Here is a 23,636-nt window from a genome sequence, read left to right on the forward strand (position 1 = left end):
CGGAAGCAACCGAAGGAGCATCAATCATCATGTTGGCGCATATCGACGCAGGCGCATACGCCTCGACGTTCATCACCAAGGAACTGACACGGCTGATGGAACGGATGTTCGGCATCGACATCCACGAAGCAACGGAGGACGCTGACGCACAGCTGGTCCTCACATCGGCAGGGTTGAAACAGGATGCGGAACTCAAGGATGAGTTCCGCATCGCGCTCGCCGACGGTAGACTCAGCATCGACGCGAACACCGACATCGCGTTGTTGATCGCCGTGTACCGGTTCGCCTATCAATTCGGGGCGCGCTTCCCACAGCCGGGCGCCGCCGGCGAAAGGCTGCTGAAGCTCGACCGCGACGTCTTCGGCAGCACCGTCCTTGACATCCGGGAGACAGCCGCCTTCGCTCACCGCGGCGTATGCATCGAAGGCGCCGACAGTGTTGAGAATATCATCGATTTCATCGACTGGCTGCCCAAGCTCGGCTTCAACACGTTCTTCGTGCAGTTCGAGAATCCGTACCCCTTCCTCAAGCGCTGGTATCAGCACGAATTCAATCCATATGTCAACGCCGAGCCCTTCGACGCGGGGATCGCGCAGCAGATGAGCGACCGCGTCGATGAGGCGATGCGCACACGCGGCATCGTACAGCATCGCGTGGGGCACGGATGGACCGGCGAGGTGCTCGGCTATTCATCGAAGTACGGATGGGAATCCGGACTGACGATCCCGGAGGAGAAGAAACCGCTCGTCGCCGAGCTCAACGGCAAGCGCGAGCTCGTCGACGGCGCTCCGATCCTGACGAGCCTTGACTTCTCGAACCCCGAGGTGACGCCGCGCATGGTCGAGATCGTCGTCGACTATGCGCGCAAGCACCCCGACGTCGACTACCTGCACGTATGGCTCTCCGACGCCCAAAATAACATCTGCGAATGCGACAAATGCCGCACATGGTTGCCGTCGGACCAGTATGTGCGGTTCCTCAACGCGCTCGATGAGCGTCTCACCAAGGAAGGGCTGGATGCGCATATCTGCTTCCTGCTCTACCATGAGCTGCTGTTTGCCCCCGAATACGAGACGATCAGGCATCCTGGGCGTTTCACGATGATGTTCGCGCCGATCACGCGCACCTTCGAACGCAGCTACGCCGACGTGAATCTCGACCAGTTGCCCGAGCCCGCGTCATACATGCGCAACCAGATCGTGCTGCCCAACTCGCTCGAGGACAACCTCTCGTACCTGTTCGCATGGCAGAAGACATTCCACGGGGATGCCTTCGTCTACGACTACCCGCTCGGCCGTGCGCACTACGGAGACTTCGGATATCTCGCCATCAGCGATACGATCCGCCGTGATATCGCGAAGCTCGGGAGCCTCGGCCTCAACGGCTACATCAGCTGTCAAGAGCTGCGCGTCGGTTTCCCGCATTATTTGCCGAACTATGTGATGGGACGGATGCTGTGGAATCCGTGGCTCGACTACGAACAGCTCAAAGATGAGTACTTTGAGGCGCTGCTCGGCGAAGGGTGGCGTGATGCGCTGCCATGGCTGGAGACAGCCTCCGAACTATCCTCCTGCGACTATTTCATTGCGATTGGTGAACGACATGACCCCGAGCAGGCGAAACGGTATGCAGAGCTATCAGAACAGGCGCGCGCCGTCGAGGACACGCTTGTGAACCACGTGGTCAGCGCGGACGATGGGCATCGGGCGGCGTGGCTCGTGTTGGATTGGCATCGAGGGTACGTCGAGCGCATCAGCACGGCGCTCGCGGCGCTCGCCAATGGCGATGAGATACGGGCGAAGGCGGCATGGAGCAGGTTCCTCGACTACATACGCCGCGGCGAAATGGATGTACAGCCGCAGCTCGATGTGTATCGTGTGATCGAAGTCGCGCGCAACTACGCTGGATTCTCGCCGAAAGACGGCTTCCAGAAGTAGGAAAACCGCTGACAGGCGGGCATATGCGGGGTGCGGTTCACTTCCGGGTGGAAGTGAACCGCACCCCGCATATGCCCGCCTGTCAGCGGGGCAGCTTGTCGATCAGGTCAGTCGATGAGGAACGAGCGCATGAACCACTGGAACTGCTCGAGCTTCTGCACGTGGTCCTGGATGATGTTGCTGCTCACGAAGTCGAGGTCATCGAGCTCGGCGACGGCGGTGCGGTCGGCCTTGATGAACGAGTCGTAGTACTTGTCGAGCGCACGCAGATAGTCGAGCGTGTTCTGACGGCCTTCGAGTTCGAACTTGTCCCAGGTGCGGTAGCGCACGATGTCGTCGGGGCGACCGGAGGGCGAACCGCCGAGCGCTGCGATGCGTTCCGCCGTCTCGTCGGCCATCGCGAGCACTTCGTCGACCTGCGGGTCGAGCATCTCGTGCACGGCGATGAAGTTCGGGCCGGCGACGTTCCAATGCGCATGCTTGAGCACGAGCGCGGCCTCCTGCTCCTGGCTCAGGCGCTCCTGCAGGATGCCGATGATCTTCTCCGAGGATGCCTCGTCGAGGCCCGGGATGATGAATGACAGTGCCATTGTTCGTTCCTTTCTGATGATTGACTAATACGCTGTTTTCGAGCTTACGTGCCATTGCCGTGCGTTGGCTGGGCGTGAGCTGTCGGCCTAACCTCTGTCCCCGTTATCCTCTTCGGTCGTTGCGGATTCCTGATCGTCCTGTTTGCGCACTTCGATCGTCTCGATCCTGCGGCCGTCGACCTTCGTGACGGTCATCGTGTAGCCGCCGTCCTCGGAGGTGTAGGTGTCGCCAACCTCGCCCATCTTGCCGGTGTGCGCGAGGAAGTATCCGGCGACCGTCTCGTACGGGCCATCGCTCAGTTCGATGCCGGTGAGATCGGCGAAATCCTCGATCGTCATGCTGCCGTCCACCGTCGCGACGCCGTCGACGAACACGGTGCCGTTGCCGGCGCCCTTCGCGGGGTCCTCGGGCAGGTCGTATTCGTCGCGGATGTCGCCGACGAGCTCCTCGGTCATATCCTCGAGCGTGACGATGCCGTCGGTGCCGCCGTATTCGTCGATGACGGTGGCCAGATGGATGCCGCGTTTGCGCAGCAGCGCCAAGCTCGGCAGCAGTTTCGATGTGCCGGGCAACGCGATGCCCTCGCGCGTCACGTCGGCGACGGTCATGCCGTCGGGGTTCTGCACGTCGAGCAGGTCACGCACATGGACGAAGCCGAGGATGTCGTCGAAGTCCTTGCCGGAAACAGGGTAGCGGGAATACGGCATGTCGCGGACGAAGGCGGCGGCCTCGGCGAGCGGCATGTCCGCGTTGAGGAACGCGACGTCGGCGCGCGGGCGCATGACCTCGGCGACGATCTTCTCGGACGCGTCGAAGACGTCATCGAGGATCGTGCGTTCGTCGGTCGTCAGGTTCGAGTTCGAGCTGACGAGGACGCGTAGCTCCTCATCGGAGACCTCCGATTCGGTTTCGTTCGGGTCGAAGCCGAGCAGGCGGACGATGCCGTTCGTGTTCTTGCCGATGAGCCAGATGATCGGCTTGCATACCTTCGCGAACGCGGAGATCGCGGGGACGACTGCGCGGGCGATCTGTTCGTTGCGCTGCATGGCGATGCGTTTCGGCACCATTTCGGAGATGACGATCGAACAGTAGGAGATGATGAGCGTGAGTGCGATCGTCGTGAGCGGCGCGGCCACATTGCTGGGCACGCCCCAGCTCTCCACGACCGGCACGATGAACGGGGAGATCGACGATTCGCCGAAGGAGGCGGACAGGAAGCCGGAAAGTGTTACGCCGATCTGCACGGTCGAAAGGAACGTGTTCGGGTCACGTGCGATCTTCGCGACGCGGGCGCCGCGCGCGTCCTCCTGTTCCATCTGGTCGATCTGCGAGCCGCGCAGCGAGACGAGCGCGAGCTCGGTGCCGGCGAAGACGGCGCCGAGCAGCAGGAAGACGAAGATGAGCAGTATGTTCAAACCTAAAGACATGACTCAAGCGTATGTCATCGGCAGGGCAATCGGCCGGCAAGAGGATATCTGCGATTTTGGGGTGGGGCATCCGAGAGACTCCTTCTCCGACTGCCGTTAAACCCACCATATGCGAACAGAAGCGATAAGGGTGGCGCATATAGGGGCCTAGTCTCACGGAAGTCCCACCCCAAAATCGCAGATACAGCTGATTGCGGGGCAAAAGCGGCGTTCAGAAGCTGAGCACCTCCACCAGGCCGGAATCCAGACGGTAGCGGGCGCCCACGATCATCAGCTGCTCATGGGCGAGTGCATCGCGGATAATCTCCGAATGCGTCACCAGATGTTCGATCGTGCGTGCGATGTTCACCTGCTCATAATCCTCGCTCGAGTCGAGGCCGGCCATCCGCGCCTGCCAGACGGACAGGCCCACGTTTTTGAGGAACTGCGAATCGGACGAGAGGATGACCTCGTCGAGGTCCTCCATCAGCTGTTCGCGCACGGCCGGCGATTCGTGCCCGTCCTCCTTGGACAGCTTCTTCACGAGCGCGTCGAGCTCCTTGACGCCCTGCTCGACGGCGGCGCAATGCTGATGGCCGAGCACGACGAGCAGGCTCACATGCATCGCGTCGACCGCGTATTCGAGCGACTGCAACACGGCGTCGTCGATGATCTGCCCGGCCGTGCGCACCGTGAACATGTCGCCCAGGCCGGCGTCGAAGATGATCTCCGGCGGCACGCGCGAATCCGAGCAGCTGAGCACCGCCGCGTCCGGATTCTGCGCGTCGATGAGCGATTCGCGCGTCTGCTTGTCCTGCCACGGATGCGTGGCGTTGCCTTCCGCGAAGCGCCGGTTGCCGGCGAGCATGCGGCTCCATGTGCTGTTCGCGGTCGTCTCTTCGGTGTGCTCGGTCATCGTGTCTCCTCTGGTCGTCGCGGTTCGTGCGTTACGGTAAATCATAGGGTCTTTGTCATCAGCGGATTGTTCACCGTGCGCAATCGGCGCCTGCGCGCCGCCGTATGGGCGTGGCTCAAGGCGTTGCGATGCGGGCGTCGACGAGCGGCCGGAGGCGGGGCTTCCTTGGGCGGCGTGGCTCGTGCCCCGCAAAGCCGGGGGTTACGGTTTTGCGTCATCAAGGTAATGATTTTCCGACACGCCTAAATTTGTTTAGTAAAGTCGGTAAATGGTAGAGTACGTGACATGACCGGTGCAGCGCAGTACCGATCGCGACAACCGCAGAGCACGGCGTCGGGCATGACATCAGGAATGACGCCATGGTTCACGCCAGACATAACGTCGATATCGCAATGGAGAGAACGACATGACGAGTACATCCAGCGAGACGGCACCGCAGCCGCCGGTAATGTCATCAACGTCCATCAAGGAGCATGCCATGCAGAGCGCAATCGGAAACGGTCCGCAGGAGCAGGCGCAGCGCCGGCGCGCGCGGCGTCAGAAGATCTGCTTCGCCTTCGGCAACCTCGGCCAGTCCGCGTTCTACAACGCGATGAGCACCTTCTTCATGACCTACGTCACGACCGCGCTGTTCGTACGCGTGGACAAGGACGTCGCGGCCCGCATGATCGCGCTGATCACGTCGTTGGTCGTCGTCATCCGCATCGCCGAGATCTTCCTCGACCCGATCATCGGCAACATCGTCGACAACACGCGCACGAAGTGGGGCCGTTTCCGTGTATGGCAGTTCATCGGCGGCATCGTGCCATCCGTGCTGCTCGTCGTCATCTTCAGCGGTCTGTTCGGACTCGTCAACGTGAACACCACATGGTTCATCACGCTGTTCATCATCACCTTCGTCGCGCTCGACATCTTCTATTCGGCGCGTGACATCTCCTATTGGGGCATGATCCCGGCGCTGTCCAGCGACTCGCATGAGCGCGCGGTGTACACGTCGCTCGGCTCGCTGACCGGCTCGATTGGCTACAACGGCGTCACCGTCATCGTCATTCCGATCGTCAGCTACTTCACCTACCGCTTCACCGGCGAGTACGCGCAGGGGCAGTCCGGATGGACGGCCTTCGCCGTCATCATCGCCGTGCTCGGGCTGCTCACCGCCTGGTCCGTCGCGTTCGGCACCCGCGAAAGCTCGAGCAGCCTGCGTACGAAGGAGGAGCATTGCGGTCCGCTGGACGCGTTCAAGGCCATCGGGCGCAACGACCAGCTGCTGTGGACCGCGCTGAGCTACCTGCTGTACGCCGTCGCCAACGTCGCCACGACCGGCGTGCTGTTCTACCAGTTCACCTATGTGCTCGGCACCCCCGAGCGCTTCGCGATCGCCGGCGTCATCCCGGTCGTCACCGGTCTCGTCACGACGCCGCTGTACCCGGTCCTGAACCGGCGCATTCCGCGCCGCTGGCTGTATGCCGCCGGCATGGCGCTGATGATCGCCGCGTATGCGATGTTCATCATGGCGCCACGTAACCTTGCGGTCGTGCTCGTCGCGCTGTGCCTGTTCTATCTGCCGCAGCAGACCATCCAGATGACCGCGATCCTGACAATGACCGATTCCATCGAATATGGCCAGCTCAAGACCGGCCGCCGCAACGAGGCGGTCACGTTGAGCGTGCGTCCGATGCTCGATAAGATCGCGGGCGCCTGCTCCAACGGCATCGTCGGCTTCGTGGCCGTCGCCGCCGGCATGGTCGGCACCGTGTCCGCCTCGGATATGACCTCCTCGAACATCCATACCTTCACGACCTGGGCGTACATCATCCCGTCCGCCGGCATCGTGCTCAGCCTGCTCGTCTTCCTGCTCACCGTCCGCATCGACGAGAAGAAGCATGAGGAGATCGTCGAGCAGCTCGAGGCCGAACTCGCCGAGAGCAGCGACGTCAACGCCTGACATCCGATATCCGATACCGATCAGAAAGGAACAATCATGACCGCATGCGAAAGCCCGATCACCACCAAGCCGCGCCGCGTCCATCGTTGGCCGCAGCCACTGCCCGGCAACGATGCGCGGATCTGGTACGGCGCCGACTACAACCCCGACCAGTGGGCGGAGGAATACTGGGACGAGGATGTGCGTCTGATGACGCAGGCCGGCGTCAACATCGTCTCGCTGGCGATCTTCTCGTGGGCCAACATCGAGCCCGAGGACGGCGTCTTCACCTTCGACTGGCTCGATCGCATCATCGCGAAGCTCTATGCGGCCGGCATCGCCGTCGATTTGGCATCGGGCACGGCCTCGCCGCCGATGTGGCTGACCGCCAAGCATCCCGAAGTGCTGCCTCGCGACGAGCGCGGCGACGTCGTCTGGCCCGGCGCCCGCCAGCACTGGCGTCCGACGAGCCCGGTGTTCCGCGAGTATGCGCTGCGTCTGTGCCGGCGGATGGCCGACCATTACCGCGACAACCCCGCCATCGTCTCCTGGCATGTGAGCAACGAGTACGGCTGCCATAACCGCTTCGACTATTCGGACGACGCGATGCGCGCGTTCCAGGATTGGTGCCGCGCGAAGTACGGCACGATCGACGCCGTCAACGAGGCATGGGGCACGAACTTCTGGTCGCAGCGCTTCAACGGGTTCGACGAGATCCTGCCGCCGCGCTACATCGGCGAAGGCAACTTCACGAATCCGGGACGTCTGCTCGACTACAAGCGCTTCAGCTCGGACGCGCTCAAGGAGTTCTTCTGCGCCGAGCGCGACGTATTGGCTTCGATCACGCCGAACATCCCGATCACGACGAACTTCATGGTCAACTCGTCGGAGAGCACGATGGACTATGACGATTGGGGCCGCGAAGTCGATTTCGTCTCGAACGACCATTACTTCACGCCGGGCTCATGGCATCTTGACGAGATGGCGTATTCGTCGTCACATGTGGACGGCATCGCGCGCAAGGAACCGTGGTTCCTGATGGAGCAGTCCACGTCCGCCGTCAACTGGCGCGGGCTCAATCCGCGCAAGGAACCGGGCGCGCTCGTGCGTGATTCGCTGCTCCATCTGGCGATGGGCGCGGACGCGATCTGTTACTTCCAGTGGCGGCAATCGCGCGCCGGGGCCGAGAAGTTCCATTCGGCGATGCTGCCGGTCGCAGGCGAGGATTCGCAGATCTACCGCGATGTATGCGAGCTGGGCTCCTATCTGCACGATCTGGCGGACGTCACCGGATCGAAGGTGACCGATTCGCCGGTCGCCATCGTCTACGACGTCGAATCGGTATGGGCCGCCGAGCACACGACGGTGCCGAACCAGGCGGTGCAGGGGTGGACCGAGCCGCTGGACTGGTTCGGCGCGTTCGTGGAATACGGCATCCGCGCCGACGTGACGCCGGTGCATGGCGATTGGGATACGCATGACGTCGTCGTCATCCCGTGCGTCTATCTGTTCGACGATGCCACCGCCGCGCGTCTGCGCAACTTCGTGGCGCGGGGCGGCAAGGCGATCGTGACCTATTACAGTGCGATCGCCGACGAGCACGATCGTCTGTTCCTGGGAGGATGGCCCGGACTCATCGGCGATGTGGCCGGCGTGCGCATCGAGGAGCATTGCCCGCTGGGCGACCGCTTCGCCGGCGCGCTCGACCATCTGGATGTCAGCAATGGCGCCGTCGTGCATGACCTCGCCGATGTCATCACGTCGGTCGCGCCCGATACACGGGTGCTTGCGACCTTCGAGGCCGAGGACATGACCGGCATGAACGGGCGTCCCGCCATCACCGTCCATCCGTATGGCGACGGCATGACGGGCTATGTGGGCGGCCGGCTGGGCAAGGACGGCATCGTGGCGAGCCTGCCGCAGCTGTTCGCTGCGATGGGCATGTTCCCGGATGCCGCGGCGGCCGACGGCGACGTGCTGCGCGTGACCCGCGCGCAGTCGGACGGCAGGGCATACGAATTCGTGTTCAACCGCAGGCGTGAGGCGGTCACCGTCGCAGTGCCGCATGGCGAAACGGCCGTCATGTACCGTGCGGAATCGAACGGGGCCACGGCGGTGCTGCAGCCCAACGGCGCGATCGTGATCCGCCGCTGATCGGCGCGCGGACGCCGGCATGGTGACCGTGGGCGGGTGCGATGTCACGGCTCGCACACACCCACGGTCACCCATGCCCCGCGCGCCATGAGGCGCTATGATTGGTAAAGTAGTTTACTAATCATGCATGCCGAGCGGAGTGAGGTGACGATGGCGACACGCAAGGAGATCGCCGCATTGGCGGGGGTGTCGCAGGCCACGGTGTCCCGTGTGCTCAACGGGGACGCCTCGTTCAAGATCAAGCCGGAGACCCGGCGTCGCATCATGCGGGCGGCGGCCCAGCTGGGATTCGCCAATGTGCCGATGCGCACCATCGCCGTGCTTGACGTGCATCCGCAGGTGGAGGGACTCGAAGACGAGTATTTCCAAGCGCTGCGTCAGGAAGTGGAACAGGTGGCGCACGAGCAGGGGATGACGCTCACCTACTTCGAGGACGCGGCGGAGCTCATCGCCGGCGCCGATGATTATGACGGCTTCCTCGCGATCGGTCCGGGGCTGATCGAACGCGAGGATCTGGAGCGGCTGCATGAATCGCTGCCGTACGGGGTGTTCATGGACACGAATCCGGCTCCGGCCTGGTTCGATTCGGTCCAGCCTGATCTGAGCCAGTGCATGCTGGACGCGTTGGACGCATTCATCGATGCGGGGCGCAGACGCATCGGGTTCATCGGCGGCCGCGGGTTGATCATGGGGCTGCACAACCATAAGGAGGACATACGCTCGATGGCGTTCGTCGATTGGAGCGAGCGGCTGGGGCTCGACAACCGCGATCTCGTCTACGCCCATGGGCCCGTCACCGTGGACAACGGACGGGCATTGGCCGAACGTATGCTGGAGGAACATCCCGAAGGCGACCGGCCGGACGCCATCATCGTGGCGACCGACCCGATGGCCGTCGGCGTGCTGCAGGCCTTCGCGAGCGCAGGGGTGAAGGTGCCGGATGATATCGCCGTCATCAGCGTGAACAATCTGCCGATCGCGCAGTATACGGCGCCTCCGCTGACCACCTTCGACATCGACCAGCACGAGCTGGTGTACGTGGGGCTGGAGACGCTCAAGGACGCGATTGCGCGCAATCGCACCTGCCGCCATCATCTGCTGATCTCGGCCACGTTGGTGCCGCGGGGGAGCTTCACCCCGATGCTTCGATGAGGGGGCGGCTTCTAGTGGTCGCAATGGTTCATGCGCTAAAGTACATCATGAAAGTTTGAATACAGCGCGCGTCCCGGTGCGCGCGATCGCAGGAGGTGGCGATGGCCGACCGCAAGGGTGCGAAACGCCCATCGATGTTTGAGGTTGCGAAACTTGCGGGTGTGAGCCATCAGACCGTTTCGCGGGTCATCAACGATTCCCCGAACGTTGCGCCGGCCACGCGTGAGAAGGTCGAACGTGCGATTGCCGCATTGGGGTACCGGCCCAGCAACTCCGCGCGCTCGCTGGCGTCGAACCGTACGCGCACGATCGGCATGATCGCCGGCGGCCAGCGGTTTTACGGCCCGGTGAGCGCGTTGGCGTCGATCGAGGCGACCGCCCGTGAGCACGGCATGTTCGTCTCGGTGGCGATGGTGCATGAGGCGGAGTGCGCGCAAGCGGAGTTCGATGACCTGTGCGGCATGTTCATGGAGCAGGGCGTCGACGCGTTCATCTTCCTGACGCCCACCGACGAGATGTTCAAGGTAGCGTGCCAGTCGCAGGTGAGCCAGCCGTGCGTGGTCATCGCCTCGTCGCACGGCGACGTGAGCGTGAGTGAGGGTCTGCGCATGTTCAATGCGCGCCAACGCAGACATGTCTCGCTGGTAGGCATAGACCAGTGGGGCGGCATGGCGTCGGTGATGCGGCTCATACGCAAGCACGGGCATCGCAACGTGTTGTTCTTCGCGGGGCCTGAGCAGTGGCGTGACGCCAGCACGCGCCTGATGGCGTGGAACAAACTGTGTGCGGAGAACACAGTGAACTCGGTGACGGTGCAGTGCGGCGACTGGGAATCCGCCGACGCCTACCGGCGCATGAACCACATCCTCGACAATATCGGCTCGAACGGCGGTCGTCTGCCCACCTGCGCGGTGTGCTCGAACGATGTGATGGCGATCGGCGTGATCCGTGCGTTGCTTGAGCATGGCGTGCGCGTGCCCGACGACATGAGCGTGACCGGCTTCGACGACATGCCCGGCATGAGCAACCTGTACCCGCCGCTGACCACAGTGCGGCAGGATTTCGACGACCTGGGCGTCATGGCGATGAAGGAGGCGCTGTTCCTCATGGGTGAGGGGGACGAACCGGGCTACCCGAACTCACAGCATGGCGTGGGGCTGGCGTCGGCCGATCTGATTGTGCGGCAGTCCGTGCGTGCGGCGCGGCGCAGGTGAGGGATGATATGCGCATCATCGTAGGCGGGCCATGCACCACTGTACGCGACCGCCCATATGGGAGAGAATCGCGAATCAGTTTGCCGGGCATTGCTCGTTTTCGAACACTTGGCGTTATTTGGATGAATCTGCGCTGAGGCGTCGAATTTCATGTTCCGGCCGGGCGTCGCATCGGCGCCTTATCGTTTGTCGATATTGCGTAGACGTCCCGCCGGAGCGTCGCTGGAACCAACCGTCCAAGCGATATGGGCGGTGACGATGAACATTGCCATGCCGGTTACCGGATAGCCGCCTAGGCGTTCTGCGGGATTAATGGGACGAAGCTGTCCGGCTTCAACAGGACGCCGTCAATGGGGAATCGGAACACGAGCGCGATAGCGATCAGGCCGTCCGCGATATGGCCATGAAGGAGGCGCGGCCCCTCATGGGTGAGAAGGACGAGCCAGATTGCCCAAACTTCACGGCAGGGCGTGGGCCTTATGTCGCTCGGCTTGATCGTGCCGGTCGGTGCGCGGTCCCACATCGCTGATGCGGGAAGGACGTTCAAATTACGGGCAACCTCGCAAGAACTTCTTTCGGTTTTTGCAATGTCTTGTTTTCCAATGGTTGTTAACGCAAACTTTTCTCTGAGTACGTGGCGTGTCGAGGTTTTGTTCGCGCTAACATTCTTCATGTCAGCACATCTGAACCGAGGACTCACAAGCCGCGTAGAGGAGGCGGGTGACGTCGGTCGCAACTGTTCAAGCTGAGCGAAGGAGCGAACATGGACAACACGATTCCCGCTGCGCGGGAAACCAAGCGCGAAGGGTCGATGAAATACGTCGTCATCCTCGCGTTGAGCGCAGGTATGGCAGGTCTGCTGTACGGATATGACACGGTCAGCATCTCCGGCGCCATCGAATTCCTCGCCGTGCATTACAATCTATCCGCCGCGATGCAGGGCCTCGTGATCTCATCGATCATGATCGGCGGCGTGCTCGGCGTCGGCGTCTCGGGCTTCCTCGCCGACAAGATCGGCCGCCGCAAGGTGCTCCTCATCGGTGCGGCCTGCTTCTTCGTCTCGGCGCTTGTGTCCGCGTTCACCTACGATCCGACGTCCCTCATCATCACCCGTATCGTCGGCGGTGTCGGCATCGGCCTGGCGTCGGCGCTCGCGATCACCTACATCACCGAATGCGCGCCGACGAAGTACCGCGGCACGTTGAGCTCCGCGTATCAGCTACTCACAATCATCGGCATCTTCCTGACGAACCTCATCAACTTCTTCATCGCGAACGCAGGCACACATCTGTGGGGCGAGAACACCGGCTGGCGTTGGATGCTCGGCATCGGCGCGATTCCCGCGGCGATCTTCTTCATCGCATTGTTCCTGTCTCCGGAGAGCCCACGATTCCTGCTCCAGCAGGGCAAGACGAAGGAGGGCTTCGCGATCCTCGAACGCATCGGCGGCACCGATGACGCGAAGGCGCAGGTCGCCTCGATCGAGAAATCGCTCGAAGAGGAGCAGGGCTCCACGTTCCGTGACCTGTTCCGCCAGCCGCTGCTGCGCGCGCTGCTCGTCGGCATCTTCCTCGCGATCTTCAACCAGGCGGTCGGACAGAACACGATCTCCTATTACGGTCCGACGATGTTCGCGTCGATCGGTTTCGAGAACAACGGCGAATTCATCGCATCGACCGTCGTCGGCGCCGTCGAGCTGCTGTTCACGTTCGTCGGCATGGCGCTCATCGACAAACTCGGGCGCAAGCCGCTCATGCAGTCGGGCGCGTTCCTGATGGGCGTCTTCGCGGTGCTCATGGCGCTCACCTACGGCATGCATTGGGACGGCATCTGGATGCTCATATTCGCATGCGGATTCATCGCCGCCTTCGCCTACTCGATGGGCCCGGTGACCTGGGTCATGATCCCGGAGCTGTTCCCGACCTATCTGCGCGGCCGCGCCGCCGGCATCTGCACCGTGTTCCTGTGGGGCGTCAACTTCTGCATTGGCCAGTTCACGCCGATGATGTTCGCCCATTGGGGCGGAGCGGGCATGTTTGCCTTCTTTGCGGCGCTTGATTTCATCTGCTTCCTCGGCGTGACGGTCCTCGTTCCCGAGACGAAGGGCAAGAGCCTCGAGGAGATCGAGGACTACTGGAAGCTCAAGGCGGCCGGCAAGGCCAAATGAGCGCACGGATCGGAATCGCAAAGGAGTAAGCATCATGCAGCATAGGACGGACAGCAAGGACGCGGTCGCCGAGAAGATCCGCGATGGACGCACGTCGCTCGGCATCGAGTTCGGGTCGACGCGCATCAAGGCGGTGCTCATCGACGACGAGCGCAACACGATCGAGACCGGCGACTACGGATGGCAGTCGCATATGGTCGACGGTCTGTGGACGTATGACATCGACAAGATCTGGCGCGGGTTGCAGAGCGTCTACGCCGACGTCGCCGACCGCGTCGAAGCGGACTATGGGCTCAAGCTCACGCGCATCGGCCAGATCGGTTTCTCCGCGATGATGCATGGCTATCTTGCGTTCGACAAGGACGGTAAGCTGCTCGTGCCGTTCCGCACATGGCAGAACACGAACACGAGCGAGGCGCATGACCGCCTTTCACAGCTGTTCCAGTACAACATCCCCGAGCGCTGGTCGATCGCGCACCTGTACCAGGCGGTCCTCGACGGCGAGCCCCATGTGTCGTCGGTGTGCTACTTCACGACGCTCGCTGGCTACGTGCATTGGAAGCTTACGGGGCGCAAGGTCCTCGGCGTCGGCGACGCCTCCGGCATGTTCCCGATCGATCCGGAGACGAAGACCTACGAACGCGCGTTCATTGAACAGTTCGACGCGCTCCCCGAAGTCGCCGCACAGCCGTGGAAGCTTGAGAACCTGTTGCCCGAACCTCTTGTCGCGGGTGCACCCGCTGGCGTGCTCACGGCCGAAGGCGCCGCATTGCTCGACCCCTCGGGCGCCCTGCAGCCGGGCGTCGTGCTCGCGCCGCCGGAGGGCGACGCCGGAACGGGTATGGTCGCGACGAATGCGGTGCGCCGCCGCACCGGCAACGTCTCCGCAGGCACGTCGATCTTTGCGACCGTCGTACTCGAACACAAGCTGTCGGCGCTGCGGCCCGAAGTCGACCTCGTGACAACGCCCGCGGGCGATCTCGCCGGTATGAGCCATGCGAACAACTTCACGTCCGATCTCAACGCATGGATCAGCCTGTTCCGTGAGTTCGCGCAGATCAACTGCTGCTCGATCGATGGGGCTGATCTGTATGGTGAACTGTTCCGTTGCGCAATTAGCGACGACGCCGATCCAGACGCCGGAGGGATGCTCGCCTACCCGTTCCGCACCGGCGAGTTCCTTGCTGGACTCGCCGAGGGGCGTCCGCTGTTCGTCCGCGAGCCGGAGGCGCGCTTCAACCTTGCGAACTTTATGCGTGCACAGCTCTTCGGCGCGTTCTCACCCGTCACGATCGGCATGAACGTCATGACGCAGGACGAGGGCGTGCAGATCGATTCGCTCGTTGGCCACGGCGGTATCTTCGCGACGCCGGTCGTCGCGCAGCGCATCCTCGCGGCCGCGTTCAATACGCCTATCCGCGTCATGACGACCGCATCTGAAGGGGGCGCGTGGGGCATGGCCGTGCTCGCTGACTATTTGCAGCATGCCGGAATGCCGCTCGCCGATTACCTTGACGATATCGTATTCGCCGACGCGCAGTCGGAGACCGAGGAGCCGGATCCGGTCGATGTCGACGGATTCCGCAGGTTCTTCGCGCGGTTCGTCGAGGCGCTCCCGGTTGAACGGGATGCGGTCGACCATATGCCGATAGGCGCGCGGTAATCGTCTCGGCCTTTTCCCAAAAACGGCACCACCAGATAGCACATCCAGCAATCGAACATCGAAAGGAACAATTATGGCAACGCTTGCGGATTACGGTCCCGAAGTACGCGCGGAAGTCAAGCAGGTACGCGAAGTGGTCGCGGCCCTGCACGAACAGCTCATCAAGTGGAACCTCGTCGTGTGGACGGCGGGCAACGTCTCACAACGGCTGCGCACGGCCGACCTCATGGTCATCAAACCGTCGGGACTGCGGTACGAATACCTGACGCCAAGCTCGATGGTCGTGTGCGACCTCGATGGCAACGTCGTCGACGGTGCGGAATCGCCGTCGTCGGATACCGCGTCGCACGCGTACATCTACCGGCATATGCCGGACGTGTACGGCGTCGTGCACACGCACTCGACGTACGCGACCGCCTGGGCGGCGACGGGGCAGAACATCCCATGCGGCTTGACGATGATGGGCGATGAATTCGGCGGCGATGTGCCGGTCGGTCCGTTCCGTCTTATCGGATCCGAGGCGATCGGCGAAGGCGTCGTCGAAACGCTCAGGAAGTACCCGAAGTCACCTGCGGTGCTCATGCAGAATCACGGGCCGTTCACCATCGGCAAGGATGCAGAGGCGGCCGTCAAGGCAGCCGCGATGACCGAGGAAGTCGCACATACGATGTGGGCGGCCCGGCAGATCGGCGACATCATCCCGATCGCGCAGGCGGACATCGACAAGCTCAATGACCGGTACCAGAACGTGTACGGACAGCACTGAGCGAACCGTTCCCTGTGGATATCCATTCCCCGAGGATATCCACAGCGCAATCCACAACCATGCACAGTGCGCTGCGGAAATCCCCAATCAATCCACAACAACAACCAACCCAACATCACAGTGAAGTGAGGAAACACCATGGCAATGGAGAACCCATTCGAAGGCAAGGAAATCTGGTTCGGCGTCGGCTCGCAGGACCTGTACGGCGAGGAAGCGCTGCGTCAGGTCGCGCAGCAGTCGACCGAAATCGTCGACGCGCTCAACGCGAGCGGCCGCATCCCCGTCAAGCTCGTGCTCAAGCCAACGCTGAAATCATCGGATGGTGTGCGCCGCTTCATGGTCGACGCCTCCGCTGACGACAACTGCATCGGCGTCATCACATGGATGCACACGTTCTCGCCGGCGAAGATGTGGATCCGCGGTCTCGAAGCGCTCAAGAAGCCGCTCCTGCAGCTCAATACGCAGCACCATTTCGAGATCCCGTGGAACACGATCGACATGGACTTCATGAACCTCAACCAGGCCGCGCACGGCGACCGTGAATACGGGTACATCGTCACGCGCCTCGGCATCCCGCGCAAGATCGTCGTCGGCCACTACACCGACCCCGCGGTCGCCGACAAGATCGGCGTGTGGGCACGCGCATGCGCCGGTTGGCAGGCTTCGAACACGATGAACGTGATGCGTTGGGGCGACAACATGCGCAATGTGGCCGTGACCGAAGGCGACAAGACCGAGGCCGAGCGCGTGTTCGGCGCCTCGATCAACACCTGGGCCGTCAACGAGCTCGTCGCCGCCTATGACGCGGTCAAGGAGGGTCAGGTCAAGGACCTCATCGAGGACTACAAGGCGAAGTACGAGATCGCGCCCGAGCTGCTCGACAAGGACTATGATTCGCTGTTCATCGCCGCGCGCGAGGAGTGCGCGATGGTGAACATGATGCGCGCCAACAACTGCACGGCCGGCGTCGACAACTTCGAGGACCTGGGCGCCCTGCCGCAGCTGCCTGGTGTGGGTCCGCAGCGTTTCCCGTCCGAATACGGCTGGGGCTTCTCCGCCGAAGGCGACTGGAAGACGGCGGTGCTCGTGCGCATCGGAGCCGTCATGGGCTACGGCCTCGACGGTGGCGCGTCGCTCATGGAGGACTACTCCTACAACTTCACCCCGGGCAACGAGATGATCATGGGGTCGCACATGCTCGAAGTCTCGCCGTCGGTCGGCACGATCGCCAAGCCTCGTCTGGAGATCCATCCGCTCGGCATCGGCGGCAAGGCCGACCCCGTGCGTCTCGTGTTCACCGTGGCGCCGAAGCAGGATGCGGTCGTCGTGTCGCTTGCCGACGTTCGTACTCGATTCCGCATGCTGATGAACGTCGTCGACGTCGTCAAACCGCTCGGTTCTCTCGACAAGCTGCCGTGCGCGCGTGCGCTGTGGAAGCCCGAGCCGAGTCTGGAAGTCTCCGCCGAATGCTGGCTGCGCGCGGGCGGTTCGCACCACACATGCATGACCACCTCGGTCGGCCGTGAGGCATGGGAGGACTTCGCGCGCATCGCCGGCGTGGAGCTCGCCACCATCGATGCCGAGACCACGCCCCGCGCATTCGCGCGCGAACTCGAGATCGAGGACATGTACCACGAACTCGCGAACCGCCACTGACCAATCATCAGTGGTATCGATAATCAAATAACTGAACTCCTTTCCTCTCCTTCCTTCCCCTCGGCGGTGCGCCGACGTCCACAACGGGCGTCGGCGCACCGCCTTTTCCCGTACACGGGAGCTTCGTATGCGGTGCTAGCATCGGCAGATAGAGAAACGACAAAACGAACCACCGACGGACCATCCACAGAAAGGCGCGCCATGGGCACCCACAGCGAACAGCATCCAGACATCCCCCTCATCACACTGCACGACGGTACGCGGATTCCGCAGATCGGTCTCGGTGTGCTGCGCATCGACGACGAAGGTGTCGTACCCGTCGTCGAATCGGCGTTGGAAGTCGGCTACCGTCACATCGACGGCGCCGCCGGCTACAACAATGAGAAGGGCGTCGGGCGCGCGCTCGCCGCGACCGGATACAACACGGGCGAGCAACGCGCGTCGTTGTGGATGACGACGAAACTACGCGATTCCGAACAGGGATACGATTCCGCGATGCGCGCGTTCGATCGGTCTCTTGAGCTGCTGCAGCTCGACTACGTGGACATGTACATGATCCACTGGCCGACGCCGTTCGACTGGCGTAGCGGCGAGACGTGGAAGGCGTTCCGCGCACTGCGTGACGAAGGACGTGTGCGCACGCTCGGCGTCTGCAATTTCATGCCCGAGCACCTCGACCGGCTGTTCGACGAAACGGGGGAGTACCCGACCGTCAACCAGATCGAACTGCACCCCACATGGCAGCAACGTGACGTCGTCGCGTACTGCCGCACCCACGGTATCGCGGTGGAGGCGTATTCGCCGATGGCGCGCGGCGCCGACCTTGCGAACGGCGTCGTCGAGCGCATCGCCGCCGCGCACGGCGTGACGCCCGCGCAGGTCATTCTGCGCTGGCATATCGAAAATGGGACGATCATCATTCCGAAATCGGTGCACGCCGAACGCCAACGTGAGAACCTCGATTTGTTCGGCTTTGCACTCACGCCCGAAGAACACGCGCAGATCGATGCGCTCGACGGCCCGACGCGCGCCGGCCACGACCCGATGACGTTCACGTATGCGTGAGCGGAGGGTATCTTGACATCTTTGGGTGCCACGTGAGCGCTCTGTGCGCGTTTTCGGCGCAAAAAGACGAACAGTTGGGGATCTTTGGGTGTTTTGAACTGCGGTCCGCCGTCTGGATGGGTTCCGTGATGCGATGGACAGCGCGAAGGTGCCGATAGACCCCGATCTTGTATCTGCGGGGGATTTCCGTTTCGAGGACGGTCAGGAACATGGGCGCCGTCTTTGCGCGTTGGAATCCCCTCCAACGGCGGTCTTCGCGGCGAGTGACATGCAGGCCGCAAGGGTCTACCGTGCTGCGTGGGAGGCGGGTCTGCAGATACCGCACGATCTCTCGGTCGTCGGGTTCGATGATCTGCCGACAAGCGAGCTATTGCTGCCGCCGTTGACGACCGTGCACCATGCGGCCCGGGGGAAATGGCCAGATTCGGCGCCATTTCACTGATGTCGATGATTGAGGGGCGTACCGCCCTGCCTGAGCATGTGGAGTTGATGACGCATCTCGTGAAACGCGCGAGCGTGGCGGTTCCCTCCGCGCGCTGACGCACATCGCTCATCTCACTACTCCGGCAGTGCGCCCGCATAGACGAACGTGAGCGGACGCCGCTTCGTGAACTCGATCAGTTCGAGGCGCTCAAGTTCATCCACGGCTTTGCGTGCGCTTTGTTTGGATAGGTTCAAATACTGTGCGGCATCATCGAGTGTCATGCCGCCCGTCGTGCCGAACGCTGCTCCCTGCATAAGGGCGTACAGTGTCCGCCGCGCATGATCGGACATATCGTGCTCGCGCGCGATGTCATCGCACTGTGTGCTGAGCGCGCTCAAACGGTTCAACCGCTGTGTCAGCTGCTCGATGAGTGCGTGTTGCGCCTGCGCTATGCAGTCGAGCAGCATCTGGATGAAGAACGTGAGTTCGCCGTGGTTGAGTGGTTGTTCCACGCTACCGAACGCCTTGTAGTACCGCTGCCGGTTGTCGGCGATCGTGCGCGACAACGAAAGCACGGTCGGCAGCGTGAGCGTGGACTGCAGATTCAGTGCGAGCAGATAGCGGCCTATGCGGCCGTTGCCATCGTAGAACGGATGTGTGTATTCGAACAGGAAATGCGCGGCCGCGGCAGCCAGAACCGGTGGCATCTGTTCGGACTTCATCAAGGTGAGCATTTGGGTGAGCAGCTCATCGATGCGGCTTTCGGTATGTGCGCCGGTATGCACGACCCGTTCGCCGGCGCCGATGATATCCACGTCGTCTTTGCGGAACCGTTCACCATCGGGGCGGTCTTCGTCGGCGATCTCATCGCCTATGACATCGTCGTAGATCGCACGTAAGTCGTCAAGTGTCTGCGGCAGTCGCACATGTTCATCGGTCAGGCCAAGGTAGAGTCGGGCGAACCCCGTGAACCGCACGGTGCGGTAAGGGTCGCGGGGTGCGGGCGGCACGGTGTGCCCGATTTCGTGTTGCGCCGTTTCGACGGCGTCCTGTACCTCTTTGCGTGTGCTGCGTACCCCTTCGATGTCGTTCGTCGAAAGGATTTCCTCACTGATCGCATGGAGGATGTAGTTGTGTTTCATGATGCGCGGGATGCCGTTCCACAACACCGCGATCGAACGCTCCCGCACAAGCACACCGTTGAGTTGACATATGAGTTCGCGCGGCATACCGACGAACAATTCCCCCAGTTTCGTCGTGATTCCGGTGCGGAATGTGGAATCCGCGGTCAAGCGTGCTTGGGCGAGCTCTTCGAGATGTGCGTCGCGAGCTGTGGACGTATCCATGTGGAACAACGTGGCGAGTGGTCGGTACTCATCTGCCATCTGACGCCCCTTATGGATACTACGTGGTAATAGGAGCATTCTACTGCATGCTGAGGCTTCTTATTGATACAAACTATCAATAAGAACACGCGATATGCAGTGTATCGACGATGTTGAGGTCTCTTATTGATAGTTTGTATCAATAAGAGACCGTAGGTATCGTATCTGGGTATCTTTGGGTGTTTCAGGTACCCAAAGATGCCCAGATACGCGTGGAGGGGTGCCGCATCGCGCGCGATGCGGCACCCCTCCACGCGTATCCGCCGGGGATCAGCCGGTGTTCTGCAGGCCGGCGGCGACTCCCGAAACGGTGCACAGGATCAGGTAGATGAAGCCTGCCTGCTGGCTCTTCGAGAGCTCCTCCTTGTCCACCTTCTTGCGCAGCGAACGCAGCGCAAGCACCTGGGTGACCGACAGCGCGTCCACGTACGGGGAGCGGATGCGGATCGCCTGGCCGAGCACATGGCGGTGCTGCAGCGGCCATTCGTCGCCGACGATGCGCAGCACCCAACGGCGCGTCAGCTCCATCTCGTGCAGGACCTTGTCGCGCAGATCGTCGCGGTCGCCGAGCGCGAGGTACATCTTCGCGATGCGCTCGTCGGTCTTCGCGAGCGACATCTCGATGTTGTCGATGAACGTCGAGAACAGCGGCCACTCCTGATACGCCTTGCGCATCGTCTCGAGGTCGCCGAAGGCCTCGCATGCGGAGCCCAGGCCGTACCATGCGGCGAGGTTGATGCGCGCCTGCGCCCACGAGAAGATCCACGGGATCGTACGCAGATCGTCGAGCGACTTCGCGCCCAAGCCGCGCTTCGCCGGACGCGAGCCGATCGGCAGCAGGCCGACCTCGGTCAGCGGCGTGACCGTCGAGAACCACGGCGCGAAGTCAGGCGTGTTGAGCAGGTCGAGATACGTCGCGTGGGAGACCTCGTCGAGCTTCTTCGCCATCGGCGCGAACGCGTCGGTCATCTCCGTGTTCGTCTTCTCGACGCTCGGAGCGGACTGCAGCAGCGTCGCGGCGGCCACGGACTCGACGTGGCGGATCGCGAGCACCGGGTTGCCGTAGCGGGCGAAGATGACCTCGCCCTGCTCGGTGAGCTTGAAGCGGCACTTGACGGAACCCTTCGGCTGCGCGAGCACGGCGCGGTTCGCCGGACCGCCGCCGCGGCCGACGGCACCGCCGCGGCCATGGAACAGCGTCAGGTCGATGTCGTTCGCCTCGGCCCACGTGGCGATGCGCTCCTGCGCGGAATGCAGCGCGAGCGTCGCGGAGGTCGGGCCGGCGTCCTTCGACGAATCGGAGTAGCCGAGCATGACCTCGAGCTTGCGACCCGTCTGCTTGAGCCGTGCCTGCACCTCGGGGATCTTGATCATCTCGTCGAGCACGCTCACCGAGTTCTCGAGATCCTCAAGCTGCTCGAACAGCGGGATGACGTCGATGACCGGCGCATCGTCCGGGTTCGAGAACGCGAGGCGGTTGAGCTCGTAGACGTCGCGCACGTTCTTCGCGCTCTTCGTGAACGAGATGATGTAGCGGCGCGCGGCCTTGACGCCGTTGCGCTTCTGGATCGCGCCGAGCGCGCGGAAGGTGTCGAGCACCTCGATCGTCATCGGCTGCAGTTCGCCGCGCTCTCCGTGCAGGCCGTGCTCGCGGATGTCGTCGAGCGCGCGGGCGTGCACGACCGAATGCTGACGGAACTCCATCTCGACCATGTGGAAGCCGAAGGTCTCCGTCTGCCAGATGAGGTCCTGCAGCGGGCCGTAGGCGGCGCGCTTGTCGCCGGCTTCGGCGAGCGAGCGCTGCACGATGCGCAGATCGGCGAGGAAGTCGTCGGCGCTGTGGTACATCAGGTCGGTGTCGCGCTTGATCGTGTAGTGCAGACGGTCGGCCATGACGAGCATGACGGCGCGGTGCAGTTCCTTCGTCGAGATGAGCGACGCCTTGCTCGTGAGCCGCTCGCTGATCTCCTTCTGCTGGTTCCACAGCGTGTGCAGCTCGTCGCTCGGCGGCGTCGTCTCCGCCTCCATCGTCAGGTTGCGGCCGACGTTGCGCGTCGCCTCCTCGAGGGCGGCGAGCACATGGTCGGAGAACTTGCGCGCCACCTGGCGACTCACCTTCGCGGTGACGTTCGGATTGCCGTCACGGTCGGAGCCGATCCAGCTGCCCGGATGGAAGAACGCGGGGCATGCCGGTTCGACGGTGCCGGCCTTGTCGCCGAGCACCCAGTCGTCGAAGCGACGGTAGACCATCGGGATCGTATGGAACAGCGTGTTGTCGAAGATGTCGAGGATCGTGTCGGCTTCCTCGACCGGCGTCGGCTTCTTGAGCGCGATCGGGGACGTGCGGAACAGCGCGTCGATCTCGTTGTAGAGACGGCGGTAGCATTCCTTCTTGTCCGATCCGCCCAGCATGCGGTACGCGGCGAGCTGGTCGGAGATGCGGCGGATCTTGCCTTCCACGGCCTTGCGTCGCGCCTCGGTCGGATGGGCGGTGAAGACCGGATGGAACTCGAGACGGTCGAGCAGCTCCTTCGCCTTGGCCGGGCCCATCTCGGCGATGAGCTGATGGTAGGCCTTCGTCATCTCGTTGACCGGGTCGATCGCCTGGGAATCGTCCACCTTCGCCTCGCGGTCATGCAGCACGGAGACGCGGTAGTTCTCCTCGCACAGGTTCGCGAGATGGAAGTACGTGGTGAACGCGCGCGCAAGCAGCTGCGCATCGTGCAGGTTCATCGCGTCGATCGTCTTGACGGCCATTTCAAGGTCGTCGCGCTCGGGATGGGTGTCGGTGAGCACGCCCGAGAAACGTTCCGCGCTCGCGTCGACGGCGTACTGGCGCACGGTGTCGAAGGTGTTGAGCAGCGATTCGTCGTATTCGGAAAGCACCCCACGCAGGATCTCAAGACACAGATCCATATCTTCGTGCAAAGTGGGGGGAAGCTCACGCTCCTCGGGGGCCTTGGTCCCCAGACCGGACGTGACGATGGCCGCGTCCGCAGGCGTGATCTGTTCGTTATCAGTCACATTGACCTCCTTCTAAGAACATCAGGTTGCTCGGTCTTCCGCTCATCCGCGGCTCCTCCGCGGTTGTGTTGATCGGACGTTGCGAGCCCACAGCCTTAAGTTCTCTTCGGTTGCACGCCCATTGTAGGCGCGGGGAATCGACAGCAAAGGCCGTTCGGGCGCCGGAAGGGCCATGATATGAGACGGCGCCCA

Annotated in this window: 16 protein-coding genes and 1 pseudogene; 11 read left to right on the forward strand and 6 right to left on the reverse strand. The window is 62.7% G+C overall.

Going from position 1 to position 23,636, the window contains the following annotated elements:
• Nucleotides 1-29: 29 nt before the first annotated feature.
• The gene (locus B1400_RS01920; protein ID WP_095612786.1) at nt 30-1,937 is read left to right on the forward strand and encodes a DUF4838 domain-containing protein; all 1,908 of its coding nucleotides are present in this window, start codon (nt 30-32) and stop codon (nt 1,935-1,937) included.
• Nucleotides 1,938-2,044: 107 nt separating this feature from the next.
• Here the strand turns inward: B1400_RS01920 and B1400_RS01925 are convergent, their stop codons facing one another.
• The 3 genes from B1400_RS01925 to B1400_RS01935 form a co-directional block, all read right to left on the reverse strand.
• Nucleotides 2,045-2,527, reverse strand: coding sequence for a Dps family protein (locus B1400_RS01925; RefSeq protein ID WP_095612787.1), 483 nt, complete (start codon nt 2,525-2,527; stop codon nt 2,045-2,047).
• Between the two features lie 87 nt (nt 2,528-2,614).
• Nucleotides 2,615-3,955 (reverse strand): hemolysin family protein, encoded by a 1,341-nt coding sequence (locus B1400_RS01930; RefSeq protein ID WP_095612788.1) that lies wholly within the window; start codon nt 3,953-3,955, stop codon nt 2,615-2,617.
• A 211-nt stretch (nt 3,956-4,166) separates the two neighbouring features.
• Nucleotides 4,167-4,850 carry a carbonic anhydrase gene (locus B1400_RS01935; protein WP_235607262.1) on the reverse strand — a complete coding sequence of 228 codons (684 nt, stop codon included), beginning with the start codon at nt 4,848-4,850 and terminating at the stop codon, nt 4,167-4,169.
• Nucleotides 4,851-5,328: 478 nt separating this feature from the next.
• On the opposite strand from B1400_RS01935, the gene B1400_RS01940 reads away from it, so the two are divergent.
• The 4 genes from B1400_RS01940 (at nt 5,329) to B1400_RS01955 (ending at nt 11,294) form a co-directional block, all read left to right on the forward strand.
• On the forward strand, nt 5,329-6,795 hold the full coding sequence (locus tag B1400_RS01940; protein ID WP_095612789.1) for a glycoside-pentoside-hexuronide (GPH):cation symporter: 1,467 nt from the start codon (nt 5,329-5,331) through the stop codon (nt 6,793-6,795).
• A 36-nt stretch (nt 6,796-6,831) separates the two neighbouring features.
• Nucleotides 6,832-8,928 (forward strand): beta-galactosidase, encoded by a 2,097-nt coding sequence (locus B1400_RS01945; RefSeq protein WP_095612790.1) that lies wholly within the window; start codon nt 6,832-6,834, stop codon nt 8,926-8,928.
• Between the two features lie 150 nt (nt 8,929-9,078).
• A complete protein-coding gene (locus B1400_RS01950) occupies nt 9,079-10,080 on the forward strand; it encodes a LacI family DNA-binding transcriptional regulator (protein WP_095612904.1) in 1,002 nt (333 codons plus the stop codon).
• Nucleotides 10,081-10,181: 101 nt separating this feature from the next.
• Nucleotides 10,182-11,294 (forward strand): LacI family DNA-binding transcriptional regulator, encoded by a 1,113-nt coding sequence (locus B1400_RS01955; RefSeq protein WP_095612791.1) that lies wholly within the window; start codon nt 10,182-10,184, stop codon nt 11,292-11,294.
• 292 nt (nt 11,295-11,586) lie between these two features.
• Here the strand turns inward: B1400_RS01955 and B1400_RS09445 are convergent, their stop codons facing one another.
• A complete protein-coding gene (locus B1400_RS09445) occupies nt 11,587-11,967 on the reverse strand; it encodes a hypothetical protein (RefSeq protein ID WP_133064585.1) in 381 nt (126 codons plus the stop codon).
• 90 nt (nt 11,968-12,057) lie between these two features.
• Between B1400_RS09445 and B1400_RS01965 the strand changes: the two genes are divergently transcribed.
• The 6 genes and pseudogenes from B1400_RS01965 to B1400_RS01990 form a co-directional block, all read left to right on the forward strand.
• A complete protein-coding gene (locus B1400_RS01965) occupies nt 12,058-13,461 on the forward strand; it encodes a sugar porter family MFS transporter (protein WP_095612792.1) in 1,404 nt (467 codons plus the stop codon).
• Nucleotides 13,462-13,495: 34 nt separating this feature from the next.
• On the forward strand, nt 13,496-15,124 hold the full coding sequence (locus B1400_RS01970; RefSeq protein ID WP_095612793.1) for a xylulokinase: 1,629 nt from the start codon (nt 13,496-13,498) through the stop codon (nt 15,122-15,124).
• 73 nt (nt 15,125-15,197) lie between these two features.
• Complete coding sequence (locus tag B1400_RS01975; RefSeq protein ID WP_026644887.1) at nt 15,198-15,890, forward strand: L-ribulose-5-phosphate 4-epimerase; 693 nt, start codon at nt 15,198-15,200, stop codon at nt 15,888-15,890.
• Between the two features lie 138 nt (nt 15,891-16,028).
• The gene (gene araA / locus B1400_RS01980) at nt 16,029-17,546 is read left to right on the forward strand and encodes an L-arabinose isomerase (protein ID WP_095612794.1); all 1,518 of its coding nucleotides are present in this window, start codon (nt 16,029-16,031) and stop codon (nt 17,544-17,546) included.
• 201 nt (nt 17,547-17,747) lie between these two features.
• The gene (locus B1400_RS01985) at nt 17,748-18,611 is read left to right on the forward strand and encodes an aldo/keto reductase (RefSeq protein ID WP_095612795.1); all 864 of its coding nucleotides are present in this window, start codon (nt 17,748-17,750) and stop codon (nt 18,609-18,611) included.
• Between the two features lie 109 nt (nt 18,612-18,720).
• Nucleotides 18,721-19,053 (forward strand): annotated as a pseudogene (locus B1400_RS01990) (substrate-binding domain-containing protein); the annotation flags it as partial.
• 116 nt (nt 19,054-19,169) lie between these two features.
• On the opposite strand, the gene B1400_RS01995 reads toward B1400_RS01990, so the two are convergent.
• Together B1400_RS01995 and B1400_RS02000 are read right to left on the reverse strand one after the other, a co-directional pair.
• Nucleotides 19,170-20,420: a Fic family protein gene (locus tag B1400_RS01995; RefSeq protein ID WP_095612905.1), complete on the reverse strand. Its 1,251-nt coding sequence runs from the start codon at nt 20,418-20,420 to the stop codon at nt 19,170-19,172.
• 270 nt (nt 20,421-20,690) lie between these two features.
• Complete coding sequence (locus B1400_RS02000; RefSeq protein WP_095612797.1) at nt 20,691-23,444, reverse strand: phosphoenolpyruvate carboxylase; 2,754 nt, start codon at nt 23,442-23,444, stop codon at nt 20,691-20,693.
• Nucleotides 23,445-23,636 lie beyond the last annotated feature (192 nt).

The sequence above is a fragment of the Bifidobacterium italicum genome, from assembly GCF_002286915.1.
GTDB lineage: Bacteria > Actinomycetota > Actinomycetes > Actinomycetales > Bifidobacteriaceae > Bifidobacterium > Bifidobacterium italicum.

Bases quoted from the DNA above. Each gene is read 5' to 3' on its own strand.
- B1400_RS01920 (WP_095612786.1), top strand. From the start codon at position 30: ATGTTGGCGCATATCGACGCAGGCGCATACGCCTCGACGTTCATCACC.
- B1400_RS01925 (WP_095612787.1), bottom strand. From the start codon at position 2,527: ATGGCACTGTCATTCATCATCCCGGGCCTCGACGAGGCATCCTCGGAG.
- B1400_RS01930 (WP_095612788.1), bottom strand. From the start codon at position 3,955: ATGTCTTTAGGTTTGAACATACTGCTCATCTTCGTCTTCCTGCTGCTC.
- B1400_RS01935 (WP_235607262.1), bottom strand. From the start codon at position 4,850: ATGACCGAGCACACCGAAGAGACGACCGCGAACAGCACATGGAGCCGC.
- B1400_RS01940 (WP_095612789.1), top strand. From the start codon at position 5,329: ATGCAGAGCGCAATCGGAAACGGTCCGCAGGAGCAGGCGCAGCGCCGG.
- B1400_RS01945 (WP_095612790.1), top strand. From the start codon at position 6,832: ATGACCGCATGCGAAAGCCCGATCACCACCAAGCCGCGCCGCGTCCAT.
- B1400_RS01950 (WP_095612904.1), top strand. From the start codon at position 9,079: ATGGCGACACGCAAGGAGATCGCCGCATTGGCGGGGGTGTCGCAGGCC.
- B1400_RS01955 (WP_095612791.1), top strand. From the start codon at position 10,182: ATGGCCGACCGCAAGGGTGCGAAACGCCCATCGATGTTTGAGGTTGCG.
- B1400_RS09445 (WP_133064585.1), bottom strand. From the start codon at position 11,967: ATGAAGAATGTTAGCGCGAACAAAACCTCGACACGCCACGTACTCAGA.
- B1400_RS01965 (WP_095612792.1), top strand. From the start codon at position 12,058: ATGGACAACACGATTCCCGCTGCGCGGGAAACCAAGCGCGAAGGGTCG.
- B1400_RS01970 (WP_095612793.1), top strand. From the start codon at position 13,496: ATGCAGCATAGGACGGACAGCAAGGACGCGGTCGCCGAGAAGATCCGC.
- B1400_RS01975 (WP_026644887.1), top strand. From the start codon at position 15,198: ATGGCAACGCTTGCGGATTACGGTCCCGAAGTACGCGCGGAAGTCAAG.
- araA (WP_095612794.1), top strand. From the start codon at position 16,029: ATGGCAATGGAGAACCCATTCGAAGGCAAGGAAATCTGGTTCGGCGTC.
- B1400_RS01985 (WP_095612795.1), top strand. From the start codon at position 17,748: ATGGGCACCCACAGCGAACAGCATCCAGACATCCCCCTCATCACACTG.
- B1400_RS01995 (WP_095612905.1), bottom strand. From the start codon at position 20,420: ATGGCAGATGAGTACCGACCACTCGCCACGTTGTTCCACATGGATACG.